This window comes from Escherichia sp. MOD1-EC5950 (assembly GCF_002965345.1).
Lineage (GTDB): Bacteria > Pseudomonadota > Gammaproteobacteria > Enterobacterales > Enterobacteriaceae > Escherichia > Escherichia marmotae.
In genome coordinates this window covers 1-18,851 of sequence record NZ_PTSR01000046.1, presented here as the reverse complement: position 1 = coordinate 18,851, position 18,851 = coordinate 1, and the positions used below count along the sequence as shown (strand labels likewise).

Below are 18,851 nucleotides of genomic sequence, written 5' to 3'. Positions count from 1 at the left end.
GAGAACCTTAAGGAAACAACATGTTGGGTGGAGCGGACAATCCAAATGGTGAATTACCGTCTTATATCACTGGCGCTAACATTACTGAAGGTTGACCCGCTGAAGTGCATTCTGTGCGGAAGTCAGATGCGTTTTACGGGACTGAAGCGGGTCTACCGTCTGGCAGAGCTGGTCATGATGCATGAGCCACTGGCACGACAGCGGGTGTGCGGCTGAGAGCCGCAGAGGGGAAGTTGCGTCCATTTTTGGGGAAATGAAACAAAAAATCATCACAGATATAAGAAATCAATCAATGAGCGCCATTTAATTGCCGGTGCATTGTGGTGCAGCCATCATGGCTCGCAGCCGGAATTGAATAAACATCCATTTTTTGGTGTTTTTTTAATCTTTCCGGGTTTTTAATTCCTATCGATGAACATGCGGCGGTGTTGTACTCGCTGATCGGCACATGCCGTCTGAACAATGTGGAGCCAGAAAAGTGGCTGCGTTACGTCATTGAACATATCCAGGACTGGCCGGCAAACCGGGTACGCGATCTGTTGCCCTGGAAAGTTGATCTGAGCTCTCAGTAAATAGCAATACGGTTCTGACGAGTCGCTTACAAATAAATCAACCAACGGCAGACGGAGATCAATCGTATGCGCTGCCAGTGGCTCGCCTGAAAAATGCGTCAATATGAGTTCGCCGGAACGATACCATATTCTGAGCGTACTGCCGGAATGCCCTTCCAACTGGGTTGACGAACTCCTGCCATGGAACGGTAGCACTCACCATAAATAAGCGTCAATATGGTACTCCGTTAACACTTACCACCGGAAAGAGGCCAGTCAGCGAATATCTGGTGAAATCACCGCACCAGAGAAAAAATGGCGGTTTTGCTGACATCCGGTCGGCGCAGAAATGCGCGGGTACGACAGTGACTCGTCAAATCTCAGCTTTAGCACACGCAGGATCAATTGCGGATTATCTGCCAGTACCGTCTGTCTTGCATTCATCATAAATGTCCTTTTACTGCGAAAATATACGTTAGTATCGGAAACAGGAAAGGGAGGTGAGGATGGTTTAAAAGAGGCGCGCACGAATTATACGCCGGGCCCCGAGGTTTCACATTTCGCGGTTTGCGTGATGGTGAATTCCTGTCGCATTTAGGGATACTAATCTATTGTCTGGATGGGGGTGTTGTCAATTGGAGTAGCTTTGTTGATGGTTTTGGTTTAGTGGACGGAAACGGTGCGCAGAGACGGAACGTCGCGTTTTGCTAATAGGCAGCGAAGCCGTCCTTCCACCGCGCCAGTCATGTTGACGTGTGTTCATCACCAAGATCTGTTAATGCACGGGTGTATCTGCACCCCACATATGTGCTTATGACCGGGTGATAGGAGCGGAGTGGCTCCACTACTCCACCACCACGTTCGTTAAAGTAATGATAAGTCAAAGTTTATCAAACACTGTCCCGTCCCCACTTCTGTAGTTATGTCTACGTTGAATTTGTAGTTTTCCGGGTACGGTCCGGCAATGTCGTCGATGAAGGATTCGCGGTTAGGGTAGTACCTAACGCCCGGGAAATCGACCTTACAGCTTGTGACTGATCCTGAGGTCTGAGGGTTCGGCTTGATTTCTATTCTAGCACCATCCGTTGAGTTGAGTACTAATGTGTTCTCCACAGCGCAGTGGCCCTTACGTGCGACACAGGACTGCACGGGTGTTTGTACTTGGGCCGAGATCCTATTGTTCATGCGTGAGGCGTGCACTGTTGCAGTAATAGTAACTCTGCGGTCAATGTGTTGCCCCCCGTAGGCGTCTGTGTAGTTGTAGTCATTCAGCAGGGTCACACGCCAGGTTTCGTCCATAAGGTTGTTATACTGCCCAACCTTTGGTGCGGGCCCTTTGAAGGTCACATACGCGTTCCCACGGGAGCCTTGAGGTATTGTGGTATCGGTTGGGTTGACATCTTCGCCGTTGTTTATGCCGCCCGAGACGCGGGCGCCATTAGTGTACACCCATTCGGCGAGGAATGTAACACCGTTGTATGTCTGGTCTGCAGGTTTTTTCACATAGGATGCGCCATGGCGTACATATACATCGGATCGCGTACCCCAGTATGAATCAGCGATGGCTTTGGACCATACGTACGGTTTGTCCGTGTCGCAGTGTGGTGGTGATATTATGTGCGTGCCGCTTGGCCATGACCCCTCTGTATCTTCGATCTTGTAGTCGATGGAGGTGAGGCAGTAGTTTGACAATTCGGCATTGGCGGTCGTTGTCCACCCCCATAGTAAGAAGATGGTACCCATTGACCGGGCCGCGTGACGTAAAAACGTATTAATCATAAATCACCATGCGATAAATTATATTTTCTGGCAGAACGCATCTGGCGCTCTGCCCACAACATCCATCGTGCCTCATACTGTTGCACCCGCTGACGGACGTCCTCTTCAGACAATCCCCTCCTGCGGGCCTGCTCCTCAAGCCGCAACCGACGTGCACGATGGTTCTCTTTTGCACGGGGCGCTATTCCGGTGGGCCCCGTTGCATCAAACCAGACGCCAAGCCAGTCAAAACCGCGTTCAGTCCGACCGACCTGCGTTTTGTCCGGATGACATTCAAAGCCGGTGTTCTCAAAGTAATCATGCAGCCGTCTGACAGCACGCCGTAACGGCCAGCGCCGCGTGGACAGAAAAAGGAAGTCGTCCATATACCGGACATAATAAATATCCTCCTGACGGCTGAATGCCGAATCCACATACCACAGGAACGATGCCCCCAGTAGAGGGCTCAGGGCACTCCCGCGGCATATACCGCCCTGTGGTGTAAAAAACTCACCGCCGTGTTCGACGGTGTACCAGATATACTGTTTAATAATGTTCTGCAGCACCGGCGAACGGATAAAACGGCAGACGTGATGCCAGAGCTGCTGTTTCCGGATATGCAGGTAATACCCCCGGATATCCGTCCGCCAGACAAAACGCGCGCCCTGTGCAAGCTTTTGCGTTATTTCTGCCAGCGAGTCCCGGCCGCCCTGGTGTCCCGCAGTATGGACACACCGGCTCTGCAGGGGCAGCAGGTCCTGTATTTCCAGAGCCACCCACTTCATCACCATGGCATCAGCGGCAGACCAGAGAACGATATCGTCCTGTTTTCTGTCCGGATAAGCTGTGGCGGTAACAGTCGATATTCACCGTTATCCACCTGCTGCCATATGTGATTCAGGTATTTTTTCCGGTGAAAACGCAGGTCCCATATATCAGCGTTATGGGATGCCCGGCGTCGCCGGCGAAATATCCATGCCTGTGCAGATTCGCGGTGACTGTTGTCTCTCATTCATGATTTCAGTCAAATTTTTTAATTACCCGACCCGGTGGTTCATAAATGGTTTTGTCTTCCTCAGCACCGGTTTATATCTGAGCAGAATATCCAGCCAGAACGTCAGGTCATTACGTATCCCCAGCTTCCGGTATATCTGCGACTTCTGATATGACACCGTCTTCGTACTGCGGTGACGACAACGGGCTATCTCCGACACACTCATCCCCTGTATCAGCATCCGCAGTAATGACAACTCCGTGGGGGTCAGTGTGTCTGGCAGTGTCAGGGTAAGCTCCGCGTTATAGTGTGTCAGAAAAACACTCAGCGTTACCGCACTCATTTTCCGTTTCCTGCTCCCGCCTGATTTCCACTCATCCCTGGTGCTGTTTCAGCAGCACGCTGACCACTTCCGCAAACGACTTCCCGTAATCCTGCTCAGTCGATGGCTGTATACCGCCGTTGTTCACCAGATATTTCCCTTTCACGAAGAATGACGGTGTTCCTGTCACACCATAAGCTTTTGCCGCTTCCTGCTGTCTGGCCGTCAGGGCACGTACCGCCATGCTGTTTTTCGCCGCGTCATAGTCCCTTGCCGGAATACCGGCATCAATGAACACCTGGCGGATACTCGCTTCCGTCTTAATGCTCCGGTTTATCTGTACCGCCACAAACAGCGGTAACTCCACTCTGTCTTCCACACCCAGTACTTTTGCCACCGACCAGGCTTCCGTCAGCTCCAGTCCCATTGGTCCCATTGTGCTGACGTGATACTTCACCACCCTCTCCCCCGACGGCAGGATTTTGTCCACGGCCTGGCTGACGTGAAAACGGCTGCTGAAAGCCGCACAGGGCGGGCAGTAAAAGGAGAAAAACTCCACCACCGCCGGTGCGTCTGCCACCGGCGTCTTCAGCACGCTGTAATCCTTACCTTCCGCGGGTGTCGCTGCCCGGGACTGTGGCATGCAGGCGATGCCCAGCCCACAGAACAGCAGAAATACCAGTTGCCTGAACATCATTAATTACCTTTCACAGATTTATTCACGAATTACGGCGTTGTCTTTCTGACTGGCTGGTATGACCGGGTCAGTAATATCCCTGCAGCAGATGACTTTCAAACCAGAGGTAAAACCAGAGTGCCCCGGTCATAATGAACAGCAGCACTTCCGTCAGGTGCTCTGCCAGCCATTCCCGTTTTCCCTTTCTTTCCGCCTTCTGTTTCCTGCCGGCATGCCTCTGCTTCATCTGTTTTTACCTCCGTGAGATTACAGATATGCAACCTCAAATTTCAGTCTGGCTGATGCCATCCCCAGCGCGCCATCCCGGGAAACGTCAGTCACCGGGATTAACGTACAGGTACGCATACCGGTATCTTCTTTTTCATCGCTGCAGAAAGGATTTCCGCCATCCGGACCGGTCAGCTTTATCAGACTGCCTGTCTTTTTTTCCTTCAGGGAAAGCGTCGCTCCGGTGTCAGCACCACTGTCCGTCTGCAAAACAACTTTCTCATTACCGCTTGCCGTTCCTTTAACAATGGCAGCCGTTAATGCTGTTTTCAGTGGCGCATCTCCCTCACACGTCCAGGTAATATTCAGGGGAGCATGCTCCTTATTCTGCTCTCCCTGCACCAGAAGCCCCAGGTTATATGAAGAAGGCACCTGAATATCACAGCTCGGCTGGGTGAAGGTGACATTAATTGTCAGCGTTGCTGTGGCGGTGGTGGCCGCCTGTCCGCTGCCGGTCATCACCACCATCATCAGTGCTGCCAGGGCCGCTTTAGTGAATCTCATAGCTCTGAACTCCACCCCAGTCATTTACAGCATCCACGCTGATTTTTCCGCTCACCTTTTTACCCAGATTCACGTCACTGAACGGCTTAAGCTGTGAGACTTCCTTCATCACCTTGTCACTGAGTGTGATGTCCTTACCGTTATGCTTCAGGCTCACAATAGCCATGTAATACGGCGTCGGGTTCTTCAGCCAGGTGTCGCTGCCACGCTGTTCCAGCTTCAGCTGCTTCTCTGCATCCTTACGACCATCCTTAATGGACGCCGGACGGTAAATCAGCTTCACACGGGTGTTCATGGCAATGGCCAGTACACTGCCTTCGTTATCTTTCATCTCCGGTTTGGGCGGCACTTCCTGCACGTTCAGCCAGAACAGGGATTCACGGTCTTTCGGCAGATTGCTGTCCGTGTTCATGATGCGGATAATCTGTTTCTGTTTGGGCGACACCTTAAAGAACGGGGGCTGTGGCACCATGTAGACGCCGTTCCCCTGGTTCGTGTTATCAATCCACACCTGACCACCATAGGTCTTGTCCGCATTGTTCGTCACTTCAAAAGAAACATTCTTCTTTCCCTCTTCATAAATGAAACGGGTCCCGTTCAGCGTAAATGCCGCCATGGACTGGCTGCAGAAAGAGAGAGAAAGGAGGGCAGCCAGCGCTGCCTTACCAAAATTATTCACAACGAACCTCCTGAACTTTATTCGTGTTGGCCTTCAGCCCTGCCATGGAGAAACGACACTGTTTTCCGTCCCCGGTATTCACGCTGACAGTTTTCGGTTCAGCCAGCATGTTCATCAGCAGAACACCATTGTTTGAAATAAACCCTGCATTCAGCCCCTGTTCCGTTTTCGCATCACCACCGGTCAGGTAGTTGCCCTGCGCATCCTTCACTCGCAGGATATAACGCAGCACATTCTCGAAGCCGAATTTGCGGTAAATCATCGCCTTTTCGGTCGGCACCACGTTGTATGATGTGGTCTCAAACTCCATGTTGTCCGGCACGTTATCCATGTTGATGTTGATGCTGTTCTCTGAATACTCAGATAACCACACAACCGTGTTACCGTCACTGTTCGTCGGCATGGAGCCGTTAACAGAAACACCTTTAACGCCCGGAATGCTGACAATACCCACGGTGTCAGACGACTCTTTGGTAAAGAGCGGACCAGTCTCAGATGTCCCCAGAACAGAGCCGGAAACACTGCCGGAGAAACTGGTCTGGCTGCTTCCGTGCCTGTTGTAGGAGCGGGACACGCCCATGTTGGTCTGAATGGCATCAAACGCATAACTGGCCGATGCAGACGCACCACGGTCACCTTTCGAGCCGGCATTTGCACTGAGGCTGTAGTTAAAGCGGTCTGTTGGTGTCGCAGACACACTGGTATTGAATGTCGTGCCTCCGTTGCGGGTATATCCCACACTGTTACTGCTGAAATGACGGATGCCCTTCATGTCAAACGGCACACTCACACTCAGGGAAACGGAGTAATCCGCCTTATCTGACCAGGCATACTTTGAATACGACCCGTTCAGGAAGACCGAGACGGAATCAAATACAGACGTACTGAATGACAGCGTGCTTCCGGTGTCATGCCCCTCACGCATCCAGTAATCCTGACGCCAGAAAGAGCCGCTCAGGTACGTGTTGTCAAAACGGTGCGACAACCGGGCTTCATAGCGGGATTTCTGGTTACCGCCTCGCCAGCGCCAGATATCCTTCGGGTCAAAGTCTGCAAACTCCACATACCCCTTACTCTGGTAGCGGTATGTCAGTAACTGCAGGTCTGTCTTGTCCGAGAAACTTTTGGCATACTTGGCGCTGAAGCTTTGTCCGGTTTTCACTTCTCCGTTGTCATAGCTGGCCTTTGACACGTTCGCACTGAGCGACACGGCCCCCAGTCCTCCCAGCATCTGGGTAACGCCCAGACCACCGGCCTGATAATCATCATTCAGAATGAATGCTGAGTTCAGCGTGGTGGTGGAGAAACCATAGTCCAGACTGCCCAGCCAGAACATTCCGGTGTCAGAATGAAACGCCTTATCCAGTTCATTACTGTTGTTCTTCTTACCCACCGCCAGGTTGTACTGGAACTCACCCGGACGCAGCAGCGTCGGCAGCGTGGTGACCGGATAGACCTGCTCGGTCTTGTTGCCACTTTCATCTTCAACGGTCACCACCAGGTCGCCGTTCCCCATCGGGCGCAGGTCATCCAGACGATAAGGTCCCGCCGGTACCATTTTAGAATAGACCGTATATCCGTTTTGTTTCACGGTAATACGGGAAGGGGTGGGGGCGATACCGGAAATGTCCGGCGCATACCCCCTGGATTCCCACGGGCGCATATTACTGTTAGAGCGAAGTGCCGCTCCGTAGAAATTGAAGTCAGAAAACAGTTCGGTACGTGTCTGTGATTTCCCCAGCAACAGGTCTCCCTGCACCTGGCTGATGGCCGTGGACAGGGTCAGGTCACTGGAGGTGAATTCGGTTTTATCACGGTCATGCGACACGTTCATGTTGCTGGATAACACCCAGCGCCCCAGGTTGATGGCTGCATCAAAATTCCCGAAGGCATTCACATCATCATGAACGTTTTTATTGAAGTTACCGTAATATTTCAGGCGCCCGCCATTCACACCGTAATCCCAGCGGGCGGGGTCGTTTTTACTCAGCACATAAGCCTGAGGAATATTAAATTTTAATGTCTGCGCACCGTAATCAAAATCCACTTTGGTGTGGGGATTACGGGTCAGAACATAGCACTGTTTATCCTTGTCATAGTCATCATCATAAGCATCTTTTTTTATCATCACCCCGGCGTTATCCAGCCATTCGGGAGAGAGACAAAGGCTGTTATTTTTTTCGTCCTCTTCCGTAATGACAAGATTCGCGCGACCGGTTCGCTCGTTATTAACGAGCACATCAACAACGTACTGACCTGCAGGCAGAGCGCTGTCTGTTTTCAGAATGGAAGGAATTACACTGGTTCCCTGAATAAAATCCAGGTTTAATTCTGTCGCGACACTCAAATGAGAATATATACTCAGTGCCAACAGAGATAGTTTAAAAAGACGACGCTGATTCATCTCTGAATATATCCTCGTGCTCAGCAAGGAGCATATACTCCGAAAATGGGACGATATATCCGGGAGAGAACTCCCGGATATATATATCAACTGTCAGCTATTACTCGTAAACAACAGAGTAAGCTGCTGCAGTCTCAAAGGTACCCGCCGTTTGACCGGCATTTAATTCAGCCTGATACTCGAAGCCCTTGGTAGCATCAGTAATGGTGAATTCAACAGCATTGTTTGCACTAGTGATATCAGCAGTATCACTGGTGGTGTTGGTGCCAGACACAGCGTTAAGCTTCACCCAAGAATCAGTTGATGTACCAGACTGATTTGCGATTCCCTGAGCGTTAAAGTTTGGCGATGCCCACGCAAAATGAGCTTTCGTCATACCTGTTACACAAGTCGGATCTTTGAGTTTCACTGAGAAATTCTTCTGAGATTTCCCACCCTTGTTCACAGTACCAAACTGAACCAGGTTATTTACAGCGCCATCGCCGTCAACAACAACATCACAGGTTTTCGCAGCAACAGTACCAATAAACTGAACCTGACCCTGAGACCCCGCATCGCCCAGTGCAGCCATAGCAGAACCCGCAGTCATGGTCATTGCAATAGCAGATGCAATCATTAATTTTTTCATCTTATTAAACTCCGAATAACTGGAATATCAAATAATCATTGTTACAGGACGCATTAATGACGCGTCGCTATTTTCTCCCCGAAAAAAAAGAAAATAACGCCCCCCCATCCATAAATACACGGCAGCCGCCTGCACAGATAGCAGCATTTATTTTTTGTGACACCAACTGTATTGTTCGGATTTACCGACAATAAAAGCGAGCCAGCCTGGAAACACCACGCTCTATACGGAGCAGGCGCCCAATGCACACGCTCAGATACCCGGCATTAACGCCATATCTTTGACAAACAACTTTGCGTAAATCCCCTTTAACAAGATGGTCACGCATTGCCAGAATAACTTTCGGGCTATGAATCGAAGAAAGCTCCATTAACAAATCAAACTGTTCACCTGATAATGAGCCTTTTACATCTTCTCTTCTGACAACTGAATCAAGACCTTTCTGATAAGAGGTCAAATCATCATAGCCACAACCAGGCATAAATACCCCTCCGCAGCTTTCTCCACTCCCCGGAACCAAAGGAACATGTTCTCAAAATTTATATATTTTCTATTTTATATAGTATCAAAGTCCGTTCAATACGCATTTTGCGATCTTTTTAACTAAAAAGAACACACTAAACAACACAAGATTCTGAATGCCGAACGCCAATAAGAACAATACACTACAGGTCAATGCATTAATCAGATTAAAAGATCGGATAATGCAATAAATACGATCTTTTATCGTTTTTTTTGGAAAGAATAAAAATAAAACCTGTCTTTATGTTTTTTATAAAAACAGCAAACAAGAAAGACTATTTTAAATAACAACTCCTGAATGCAATCTTGCTATCAACGCTAATATTTACGTTATTTATCAGTTGATTTGATAAGCCTTATCTGGCTTCTTGATATAAGACATTACCCGACGCAATTTAGGTCTGGATATATGATTTGTTTTTTTTACATTTTATTTAAATTAACTTCACAAATACCACCAGTGTATATCTATGTGTTTGTGCTTTAATTTTTATTCAGAAATAATCTGAATCAGGGTTTTGTTACTCTGCCAGCAGTAAAACGCCGGGTGCCGGCAAATATGCAAATGAGAATTGTTATAAAAAGAGAGTGCTATGAAAGTGCTGATTCTTGAATATCTTTCGCAGTGTAAAACAGCCACCACAGCGGAAGTGGCCGACATGCTGAAAACAACGGATTATCAGGCACGCTATCTTCTTCAGTGCCTGACTACAGAAGGAAAGGTAAAACGAAGCGGTATTCGTCGCGGAGCAAAGACGTTGTGGGAAATTGCACAGCCCCCCGGAATGCATAACACGCCCGGAGAGTCCTGTCCGGGCTTCAGATGTCAGGAACTGACGCCGGATGAAATTACCTCTTACCGTCTGCCAGCGCAGGCGGCAGGATACGTTCAGACATCTCACCAGGAGGAACCGTGAGTAAGAAGAAAACCACCACGGGGTTCCTGGAGAGTAGAGCCTGTACATAGATTTGTGTAATTGCCTGATTTTGATATGTTCAATCCAGCATCAAATGAAGGTTAATTTATGGACGAAAAACAGTTACAGGCTCTGGCTAACGAACTGGCCAAAAACCTCAAAACCCCTGAAGACCTCAGTCAGTTTGATCGGCTGCTGAAAAAGCTCAGCGTTGAAGCCGCTCTCAATGCAGAGATGACACACCATCTTGATCGATAGGAATTTAAATCCCCAAAAGATTAAAAAACACTCAAAAATGGATGGTTATTCAACACGGCCAGAATGTCGCATAATAAGTATTACCAATTCAATCGTTTACATTAATTGATTCAGGGGATCACTGGCGTTTTTTTTGCTCCATTTCTCTCAAAATGGACGCAACTTCCCCGATGCGGCTCTCAGCCGCACACCCGCTGTCGCGCCAGTGGCTCATGCATCCCGACCAGCTCTGCCAGACGGTAGCCCCGCTTCAGCCCCGTAAAACGCATCTGACTTCCGCACAGCACGCATTTCAGCGGGTCAGCCTTCAGTAACCGCTGATACATCCCCCTCCACCTGATTTGCCTTGCCGTTTTTCTCACCGTCTCCGTTATGGCGTAAACAACATCTTCCAGTAACCGGCGCTTCGCCGGACTCAGAAAACCGTAGTACCTCACCATACGGAACCCTTTATCCGCCACATGCCAGGAGAACTTTTCCATGAACTCATCTCCACTCATCACCAGGTATTCTTCCCGTTTTGTCCGGTGACTGTTGTACTGCAGGCCAATTTCATCCCGACCGGCATAATGCTCCAGACGGCCATCGGCACCGGCGGCTTTTTCAGGTAAGAGCCAAAGTACACCGCCACGTGGGTGGCGTTATCCATTACCCTGGAGACGTTGGCATTCCAGCCACGGCGGTAATGTGTGTCCAGGAAGCGATTCCAGTCCCGTTTACTGCTTCCTTCTGCTGTCAGCGCATCCGGTATCACCAGGTCAGGGTATTTCCGTGACAGCAACCGTGTTATCCGGTAACGCCACATGCTCATCACCTTACGGGCGTAAAAATGAAGATTTTTCCAAGGTGTGACCTGACGTCACACCACCGGCAGTGGTCGACAGATGAATATGTGGATGCCATTGCTGGTCACGGCCCCAGGTGTGGATTACCGTGAATATCCCCGGCTCCACATCTGCCTGGCGGCAGATTTCCTGTATCACGTCGGCTGCGATACGACTCATCTCTGCCAGCAACCACCGGTTGTGGAACACCAGGGACCAGTACTGGCAGGGAAGCGTGAACACAATATGCTGCCACGGGCAGTCGGGGACCAGACTCAGCAGATACTGTATCCACTGTGCGCCGGCCTTCACTCCGCAGTGCGGACAGGAGCGGCTTTTACAGCGGAAACAGACCTTCTTTGTATGGCAACAGTCCGGTGATGAACAACACCACTGCGTGTAGCCCATCAGTGTGGTCCCGCACGCCATGATTTTTGTCACAGACTCAATGACTACCGGACGTACTGAGCCTTCCGGCTGTTTCTCCAGCCAGTTAAGCCAGCGGTTTCCCTGCTGAAAAATGTCGGCAAAACGGGGAAGCATGAATTACGCAGGGGGAAGATGTGAGGTGCCGCACTGCGGACAGATAAAGGGATGTATCGTGCACACGGACAGAAAATTTTTCCAGGACATGGGGAGCATGGTGACATTACCGTCGGGCTCACCAACTATCCATACAGTTGTTTCATAATTGCCGGTGGCATCTTCTTCAAACAGGTATGGAATATCTTTCTCCATACAGTAATCGGCAGCACTGGCGAAGTCGGGAAAAAACAGCCCGACTTCATTATCTGTTCCTCCGGCGCAGGGGACCACCCGCCATCGCAACAGGGGGGCTGAGCGGGGGGATTGTTTGCGAGGTTTAGCTGAACGGGCCATTTAACCACCTGAAAGACAATGACATTGTCTGTTTTTATAACGGTAATTTCAGGCCATGACAAGCCGCAGCCGTCAGGCTGCCTACTCGGGAGATCACGTGCTGGCAACAGCGATACTGGATCGGCTGCTACATCACGCAACCACGCTGAATATCAAAGGAGAGAGTTACCGGTTAAAAGAGAAACGTAAAGCTGGAGTGCTGGCCAAAAACACAACGCCAATCAGTGATGATGAAATGGTGAAAAGCGGACAGCATCTTTAACGAAGGCAATTTTGCGGGCATGTAGCGAGGGGATAGAGGTCCCCCCGTCGGTATGTTATATGTGTTATGGTGTCGTCGGGCCATTGGGTAGCTTTGTGTTAGGGTCTGCTTCCGATCTCCAATGATGTGGATCTGAGTTAGGTTTTCCTGTGAGGGCGTTATCAGACGGTTTCCCCTGTTACTGGAATTGCGATGGACTTCTGACCCACCCTATCACCTGATATTTTGATGGTTTTGTGAATGTTATATGTTGATGAATCGGATATGACATCTTTTGACTCGTCCACCCAGTGTGTGTTTTCCAGGTATTTGATTCCCGCGATTTTCGGCCATGTGATTCTGATACGTGTTGTACTGTCTGTTACTACTTTTAGAGTTGAGACGGCCTGTAGGTCGACCCCGACTGGCCCGCTAAGCGTAATGACACTTGGGGTAAACTCTAATAGAAGAGCGTTTGGAGCGGGTTTGTAGACGGCGGTGGCGGTAATTTTCCATGTAAACCGGTTGGGCCATGACGTCGTCCCACCATTTCTGGATATAGCCACCGCTTCGGAAGTTTACTTTGAGGACGTCAGGGTTACCTGTACATATGTAAGTTTTTGGCAGCGTGAAGTGAGTGGACCATCGTGCAGCGAGGAGCTCATGCGGAAACCGTTTGGCATCGGCGTGTTGATCCAGGAAGGTGTCGTGTATTCCAGTTCGTCGACTGGTTCACCATTTTTTGTTAACAGCGTTACGTTGACGGTCCTCCCTTGAGGGGAGTCACAATTTATTGTTGGAGACGTGTTGTTCGGCGCGGATATCTCTTCGATGTCGAACACTTTGGTAGTTTGTGCCTAGCCCTCCCCCCCACAGCGTATAGTCGTGGGAGCCCTGTCGCGCTGGTGCCGGTCCCCTCAGTCCCGGTATTTGTTCCACCGGATAGGTCGGTTTTTTCGTACATTGTTGATTCGAAGTGCGTGGATTCGTACACCCCGCTGTGGGAAGCCGGGGCAAAGGCTAGCGGTTATCGCGGTAGCTGAGTAGGTAATTATCAAGCGATTCATAGTAAGTTCACCATATATGTTAAGATAGCAAAGCGGCCTTCATCTGGCGCTCTGCCCACAATGTCCATCGTGCCTCATACTGTTGCACCCTCAGGCGGACAGCCTCTTCAGACAGTCCTCTCCTGCGGGCCTGCTCCTCAAGCCGCAACCGACGTGCACGATGGTTCTCTTTTGCACGGGGAGCTATTCCAGTGGGCCCCGTTGAATCAAACCAGACGCCCAGCCAGTCAAAGCCACGCTCAGTCCGGCCGACCTGTGTTTTGTCCGGATGGCATTCAAAGCCGGTGTCCTCAAAGTAATCATGCAGCCGTCTGACAGCGCGCCGTAACGGCCAGCGCCGCGTGGACAGAAAAAGAAAGTCATCCATATAGCGGACATAATAAATATCCTCCTGACGGCTGAATGCCGAATCCACATACCACAGGAACGATGCCCCCAGTAGAGGGCTCAGGGCGCTGCCGCGACATATACCGCCCTGTGGTGTAAAAAACTCACCGCCGTGTTCAGCAGCACCGGCGAACGGATAAAACGGCAGACGTGATGCCAGAGCTGCTGTTTCCGGATATGTCGGTAATACCCCCGGATATCCGTCCGCCAGACAAAACGCGCGCCCTCTGCCAGCTTTTGCGTTATTTCTGCCAGCGAGTCCCGACCGCCCCGGTGTCCCGCAGTATGGACACACCGGCTCTGCAGGGGCAGCAGGTCCTGTATTTCCAGAGCCACCCACTTCATCACCATGGCATCAGCGGCAGACCAGAGAACGATATCGTCCTGTTTTCCGGTGCGGATAAGCTGTGATGGTAACAGACGGTATTCACCGTTATCCACCTGTTGCCATATACGCTCCGGATACTTTTCCCGATGGAAACGCAGGTGCCATATATCGGCGTTATGCGATGCCCGGCGTCGCTGACGATATATCCATCCAGTGGCGACTTCCCTCCGGTCAACCGTTGTGCGGAAAAGACTCATTTGTTAATTCCGTGACTAATTCATTGCAATGCATCAAGTGAGCAAACAGGACGGGATATCAGTTATGGAGGCGGAGGACGGATATATTCTGAAGAAATACCGGAAATACCGACATACACACCGGTATTGGTGAAAGGGATAATATAGTTGAGTAGGGTAAGTTTTTTTATTGCAGGCGAGCGCTGCAGCAAGACTGAATGCCGGGTACAGATTATCCTGCTTGGCTTGGCTGCATTGTAATATTCTGATTAATTAAAAAGAAATAGTTATCACAAAAAATTTCGCATTAATGATACTTAATTTTCTAACCAACAACAATAATCAATAAGATAAACCGATGTTTATTTTATATATTTTATTGTACCCTGGTGCGATTGCCGGAATACGACCGCCTGCAGGAAAACAAACCAGCACAGAAGCTTCTGCTTCAGGAATTAAATCACTTATAACAGCAGTCTTTCAGACTAACGCGGCAAGCGCTATCATGAACACCCCCGTAAAATAATCACATTCGTCACTACTTTTTAGCGTATTTATCTGCCAGGTACGCAATAAAAAAGCAAAGCATCCCGCTTAACACAAACCACATTCCGTTAATCTCCTTTTTCTGCAGACGTTTCCTGACTTATCCGGAGCAATGCCCCGGAAACCCGATTTACATGGCACCGGGTGCACGGTTACTCTTTTCTTCCGGTATTTCCCTTAACTTTGCCAGAAATTTATACGCCGGCCATCAATATTAACAATTGTTACCCGCACCTCACGGCCATGATTCCCCGTAGCCGGAAAATCATTCGCATCAAACACACAGGCCAATATATATCTGATAAAAGTGATTTTACCCACGCAAGATGGACTCCACCCCGGGCGATGCCATGCAGACATCATGCCCAATCTCAACAACAACTGCCACAGCCCTGTCAACCCATACCAGCATGTACCTGTCAGAATAATTCGCTTTCTTTTCTCTTTTCGCACCGAAACTTTACCCCGGGCTCACAATCCCCACTTACGCGAATACCAGTAAAACAAACTCTGCAGTCAACGGCAGCTACATAATTTCTACAGTCCAGTTCAATTTCTTAGTGCAGACCTGAGGTTTGTTGGAAGTTACTGCGGCTGTCACATGAATTACATCGCCATAATTGACCCACCTCCATTCTCCTGCATTCCAGTTGCCATAGTTCCCCCATAAGCGAACTTCGCATCCAGACTCCCCCCCTTCTACACGGTCCCACGTTAAACGTGGCCTGGGGGTATTCGAAAAAGGCGCAGTCAGTATCACATCAAAGTTACCCAACACCCTTTCACCGACTTTACCCGTTAAGTTTAGTACCTCCGGTTTTACCTGAACCGCTGTTTCCAGTGGAGCACGTTTCCACTTGTAGGTGCAGGTCGTACGGAACTTGCGCTGCTTCTGATCCGCATCTTCGCCTGTTGCGGTCAGTTGCATGCTCGTGTACACCGTATCTTCCGTCGCGCTGGATTCCATTAACCGCGCAGTAACACCGCAGACAGCGCCAAGGGCAGTCTTCCGCGTTTTCAAACTCCCCGAGCACGATAGATCTTTCCACCGTCGTTCCTGAACAATGGACCCATTACCTATAAGGCGATATTCATCCAGGTCGTAATAACTGTTGTAACCCCCAGGATGAAGATTCAGATGTATACGACCACTATCTCCTGAACCATTGTAATCAGGAAAACGGATTACTCCCGCCAGATCTGTTTCCAGCTCAAATGTCGTCGGAGGGCACATAGTATAACTGGTTGTAATTGTGGAAATATTAGTAGAATTCCCAACACTCGGCGCACCACGGTACAGTACGGTACCCGTCAACACGTCGGTCACAAGGCTTTCGCCACTTTCAAAGACATATAAGTTTGAGCCGCATACCGACGTTGATAAAAATAAAAGGATAAGCGCAAGTTTTCTTTTCAAGATCTTATTCATAGTCCAGTCACCATAATATTATTATCGTGGATTTGCCCCTATATTTCCAGACACCTGTTATCACTTAACCCATTACTGGCTTGCTGCCGTAGATATTCCCGTGGCGAGCGATAACCCAGTGCACTATGCGGATGCCATTCGTTATAATGCTCGAACGCCTCTGTAAGGTTCTTTGCTGCCGTTAACCCGTCTGGTTTGGGCATGACACTGATGTAGTCACGCTTTATCGTTTTCACGAAGCTCTCTGCTATGCCGTTACTCTCCGGACTCCGCACCGCCGTGTTCTTCGGTTCAAGCCCCAACATCCGGGCAAACTGCCGTGTTTCATTAGCCCGGTAGCATGAACCATTATCCGTCAGCCACTCTACTGGAGACGCCGGAAGCTCGTTGCCGAAGCGGCGTTCCACCGCTCCCAGCATGACGTCCTGTACTGTTTCACTGTTGAAGCCGCCCGTAGTGACCGCCCAGTGCAGTGCCTCACGGTCACAGCAGTCCAGCGCGAACGTGACTCGCAGTTTTTCTCCGTTATCACAGCGAAACTCGAACCCGTCAGAGCACCATCGCTGATTACTTTCTTTCACAGCCACTCTGCCGGTATGTGCCCGTTTCGATGGCGGTACAGCGGGTTTTCGCTCAAGCAACAGCGCATTCTGGCGCATGATCCGGTAAATACGTTTGGCATTGATCGCAGGCATACCATCAAGTTCGGCCTGTCTGCGAAGCAGCGCCCATACCCGACGATAACCATATGTGGGCAGCTCTCCGATAACATCGGTGTATACGGAGAAGCACATCCGTATCATCTGAGTGACGGCTGCGGCGACCATCTTTCCAGTCATCGGTTCGTCTGAGAATGAAGTGCAACTTAGCACGCGACACCCGGAGACAACGACTGACTAAGCTTACTCCCCATCCCCGGGCAATAAGGGCGCGTGCGCTATCCACTTTTTTGCACGCCCATATTCAACGGCTTCTTTAAGGAGTTCATTTTCCATCGTTTTTTTGCCGAGCAGGCGCTGGAGTTCTTTAATCTGCTTCATGGCAGCAGCAAGTTCAGAGGCAGGAACGACCTGTTCTCCTGCGGCCACAGCAGTAAGACTTCCCTCCTGGTATTGCTTGCGCCAGAGAAATAACTGGCTGGCTGCCACACCGTGTTGCCGGGCAACAAGGGAGACCGTCATTCCCGGTTCAAAACTCTGCTGAACAATAGCGATCTTTTCCTGTGTAGTACGCCGTCTTCGTTTCTCCGGTCCTAAGACATCAATCATCTGCTCTCCAATGACTAGTCTAAAAACTAGGTAAGCGCATCATTTAGTAAGCGCCCCGAGAAGTACGTAGCGTAAGGATTATTTTACAGTTGAGCAGTTCCAGGGCAGCAGTTCATGCACACGGTTTGACGGCCAGCCATTGAGCTTCACGATCACTTCGCGCAACCAGTCCTCCGGCTCCACTTCGTTCAGCTTGCAGGTGACCAGCAGACTGTAGATGATCGCCGCACTTTCTCCTCCCTTGTCTGAGCCGAAGAAAAGATAATTTTTTCTTCCAACCGCCACCGAGCGTAACGCGTTTTCACCGATGTTGTTGTCTATTTCCACCTGGCCGTCACGACAGAACTCGTTCAGCGCATTCCAGTGATTCAGGATATAGTCGAACGCCTTCGCCATCTCCGCATGTTTCGACAGCGTTTTCCTCTGCAACTGTATCCAGTCGTACAACGACTGCATCAACTGGACGCTTCTGGCTTTTCTGACTGCGAGCCGTTCCTCTGCCGGACTGCCGCGTATCTCCGCTTCTATGGCGTATAACTCTGCTATCCGTCTGAGCGCTTCCTGAGTTATTTCTGTCGGACGGCGCACATCCTCGTCATGGATTTTTCGGCGGGCGTGGGCCAGGCACCCGGCTTCCTTCACCCGGCCCGTTTCGTACAGTACCTTATAACCTGCATAGGCATCAGCCTGCAGCATGCCCTGATACTTTGCCAGGTGGAGCTGCGGATGTTCTCCTTTGCGATCTGCCGAATACGCGAACCAGACACCTGCCGGCAGGGATGAACCCGCATTACGATCATCCCTGACGTATACCCACAGACGACCCGTTTTCGTCTTTCCGTTCACCGGAGCCAGTACTTTCACCGGCGTGTCATCTGCGTGCACCTTTCCTGCCTCCAGAACATAGTCATTCAGCGCTATATACAGAGGACGGAGTTTGTCTGCCATTTCTGATACCCAGCGCACCAGGGTATTGCGGCTCAGCTCCACGCCCTGTCGCGCGTATATTTCTGACTGGCGATATAAAGGGATATGTTCCACATATTTGAACCGCCCCGGGAATCCTGGTGTCACGAACGGTGCAATAGTGATCCACACCCAACGCCTGAAATCAGATCCAGGGGGTAATCTGCTCTCCTGATTCA

The 18,851-nt window shown here is 50.2% G+C and carries 19 protein-coding genes and 5 pseudogenes; 5 read left to right on the top strand and 19 right to left on the bottom strand.

Features of this window, described 5'->3' with window-relative positions; translation table 11 throughout:
- A pseudogene (locus BEA93_RS25895) lies at positions 1 to 216 on the top strand (hypothetical protein); the annotation flags it as partial.
- A 197-nt stretch (positions 217 to 413) separates the two neighbouring features.
- Positions 414 to 572, top strand: a pseudogene (locus tag BEA93_RS23025) (IS66 family transposase); the annotation flags it as partial.
- Between the two features lie 278 nt (positions 573 to 850).
- Here BEA93_RS23025 and BEA93_RS25270 read toward each other — a convergent pair.
- The 11 genes and pseudogenes from BEA93_RS25270 to BEA93_RS22980 all read right to left on the bottom strand — a co-directional run.
- Positions 851 to 995 (bottom strand): annotated as a pseudogene (locus BEA93_RS25270) (IS66-like element accessory protein TnpA); the annotation flags it as partial.
- A 420-nt stretch (positions 996 to 1,415) separates the two neighbouring features.
- A complete protein-coding gene (locus BEA93_RS23020) occupies positions 1,416 to 2,054 on the bottom strand; it encodes a hypothetical protein (protein WP_157942468.1) in 639 nt (212 codons plus the stop codon).
- A 272-nt stretch (positions 2,055 to 2,326) separates the two neighbouring features.
- Positions 2,327 to 3,100: a reverse transcriptase domain-containing protein gene (locus BEA93_RS23015; protein ID WP_236942898.1), complete on the bottom strand. Its 774-nt coding sequence runs from the start codon at positions 3,098 to 3,100 to the stop codon at positions 2,327 to 2,329.
- A 246-nt stretch (positions 3,101 to 3,346) separates the two neighbouring features.
- Positions 3,347 to 3,646: a helix-turn-helix domain-containing protein gene (locus BEA93_RS26165; protein WP_001277199.1), complete on the bottom strand. Its 300-nt coding sequence runs from the start codon at positions 3,644 to 3,646 to the stop codon at positions 3,347 to 3,349.
- Positions 3,647 to 3,677: 31 nt separating this feature from the next.
- Positions 3,678 to 4,322: a DsbA family protein gene (locus BEA93_RS23005; protein ID WP_105225161.1), complete on the bottom strand. Its 645-nt coding sequence runs from the start codon at positions 4,320 to 4,322 to the stop codon at positions 3,678 to 3,680.
- 67 nt (positions 4,323 to 4,389) lie between these two features.
- Positions 4,390 to 4,548, bottom strand: coding sequence for a hypothetical protein (locus BEA93_RS25395; protein WP_163432077.1), 159 nt, complete (start codon positions 4,546 to 4,548; stop codon positions 4,390 to 4,392).
- A 20-nt stretch (positions 4,549 to 4,568) separates the two neighbouring features.
- On the bottom strand, positions 4,569 to 5,093 hold the full coding sequence (locus tag BEA93_RS23000) for a F18 fimbrial protein FedE (protein WP_105225160.1): 525 nt from the start codon (positions 5,091 to 5,093) through the stop codon (positions 4,569 to 4,571).
- Entirely contained in the window at positions 5,080 to 5,772 is a 693-nt protein-coding gene (locus BEA93_RS22995) for a fimbrial chaperone (protein WP_105225159.1), read from the bottom strand. The genes BEA93_RS23000 and BEA93_RS22995 overlap by 14 nt, the downstream gene beginning before the upstream one ends.
- Complete coding sequence (gene pefC / locus BEA93_RS22990) at positions 5,765 to 8,176, bottom strand: PefC/AfrB family outer membrane usher protein (RefSeq protein ID WP_105225158.1); 2,412 nt, start codon at positions 8,174 to 8,176, stop codon at positions 5,765 to 5,767. The genes BEA93_RS22995 and pefC overlap by 8 nt, the downstream gene beginning before the upstream one ends.
- Before the next feature lie 100 nt (positions 8,177 to 8,276).
- On the bottom strand, positions 8,277 to 8,804 hold the full coding sequence (locus tag BEA93_RS22985; RefSeq protein WP_105225157.1) for a hypothetical protein: 528 nt from the start codon (positions 8,802 to 8,804) through the stop codon (positions 8,277 to 8,279).
- 181 nt (positions 8,805 to 8,985) lie between these two features.
- A complete protein-coding gene (locus BEA93_RS22980) occupies positions 8,986 to 9,285 on the bottom strand; it encodes a PapB/FocB family fimbrial expression transcriptional regulator (RefSeq protein ID WP_001117557.1) in 300 nt (99 codons plus the stop codon).
- A gap of 634 nt (positions 9,286 to 9,919) precedes the next feature.
- Here BEA93_RS22980 and BEA93_RS26160 point away from each other — a divergent pair.
- Positions 9,920 to 10,243, top strand: coding sequence for a FaeA/PapI family transcriptional regulator (locus BEA93_RS26160; RefSeq protein WP_105225156.1), 324 nt, complete (start codon positions 9,920 to 9,922; stop codon positions 10,241 to 10,243).
- A 108-nt stretch (positions 10,244 to 10,351) separates the two neighbouring features.
- Positions 10,352 to 10,501, top strand: a complete 150-nt coding sequence (locus BEA93_RS22970) for a hypothetical protein (RefSeq protein WP_157942465.1) — start codon at positions 10,352 to 10,354, stop codon at positions 10,499 to 10,501.
- 179 nt (positions 10,502 to 10,680) lie between these two features.
- Here BEA93_RS22970 and BEA93_RS22965 read toward each other — a convergent pair.
- Positions 10,681 to 11,868 (bottom strand): annotated as a pseudogene (locus BEA93_RS22965) (IS91 family transposase).
- A gap of 3 nt (positions 11,869 to 11,871) precedes the next feature.
- Entirely contained in the window at positions 11,872 to 12,204 is a 333-nt protein-coding gene (locus tag BEA93_RS22960; RefSeq protein ID WP_172954579.1) for a transposase, read from the bottom strand.
- 88 nt (positions 12,205 to 12,292) lie between these two features.
- Between BEA93_RS22960 and BEA93_RS22955 the strand changes: the two are divergent.
- Positions 12,293 to 12,466 (top strand): annotated as a pseudogene (locus BEA93_RS22955) (ATP-binding protein); the annotation flags it as partial.
- A 1,065-nt stretch (positions 12,467 to 13,531) separates the two neighbouring features.
- Here the strand turns inward: BEA93_RS22955 and BEA93_RS25870 are convergent.
- The 6 genes from BEA93_RS25870 to tnpC form a co-directional block, all read right to left on the bottom strand.
- Positions 13,532 to 13,951, bottom strand: coding sequence for a reverse transcriptase domain-containing protein (locus BEA93_RS25870; protein WP_236942085.1), 420 nt, complete (start codon positions 13,949 to 13,951; stop codon positions 13,532 to 13,534).
- A gap of 8 nt (positions 13,952 to 13,959) precedes the next feature.
- Positions 13,960 to 14,484: a hypothetical protein gene (locus BEA93_RS25865; RefSeq protein ID WP_236942194.1), complete on the bottom strand. Its 525-nt coding sequence runs from the start codon at positions 14,482 to 14,484 to the stop codon at positions 13,960 to 13,962.
- A gap of 1,051 nt (positions 14,485 to 15,535) precedes the next feature.
- Positions 15,536 to 16,438, bottom strand: coding sequence for a hypothetical protein (locus tag BEA93_RS22940; protein WP_105225162.1), 903 nt, complete (start codon positions 16,436 to 16,438; stop codon positions 15,536 to 15,538).
- Between the two features lie 38 nt (positions 16,439 to 16,476).
- The gene (locus BEA93_RS22935; RefSeq protein ID WP_272897389.1) at positions 16,477 to 17,277 is read right to left on the bottom strand and encodes an IS3 family transposase; all 801 of its coding nucleotides are present in this window, start codon (positions 17,275 to 17,277) and stop codon (positions 16,477 to 16,479) included.
- Positions 17,278 to 17,340: 63 nt separating this feature from the next.
- Complete coding sequence (locus tag BEA93_RS26155) at positions 17,341 to 17,706, bottom strand: transposase (protein WP_000567766.1); 366 nt, start codon at positions 17,704 to 17,706, stop codon at positions 17,341 to 17,343.
- A 78-nt stretch (positions 17,707 to 17,784) separates the two neighbouring features.
- Positions 17,785 to 18,851, bottom strand: a 1,067-nt coding sequence (tnpC, locus tag BEA93_RS22930) for an IS66 family transposase (protein ID WP_236942897.1), incomplete at its 5' end; no start/stop codon positions are given.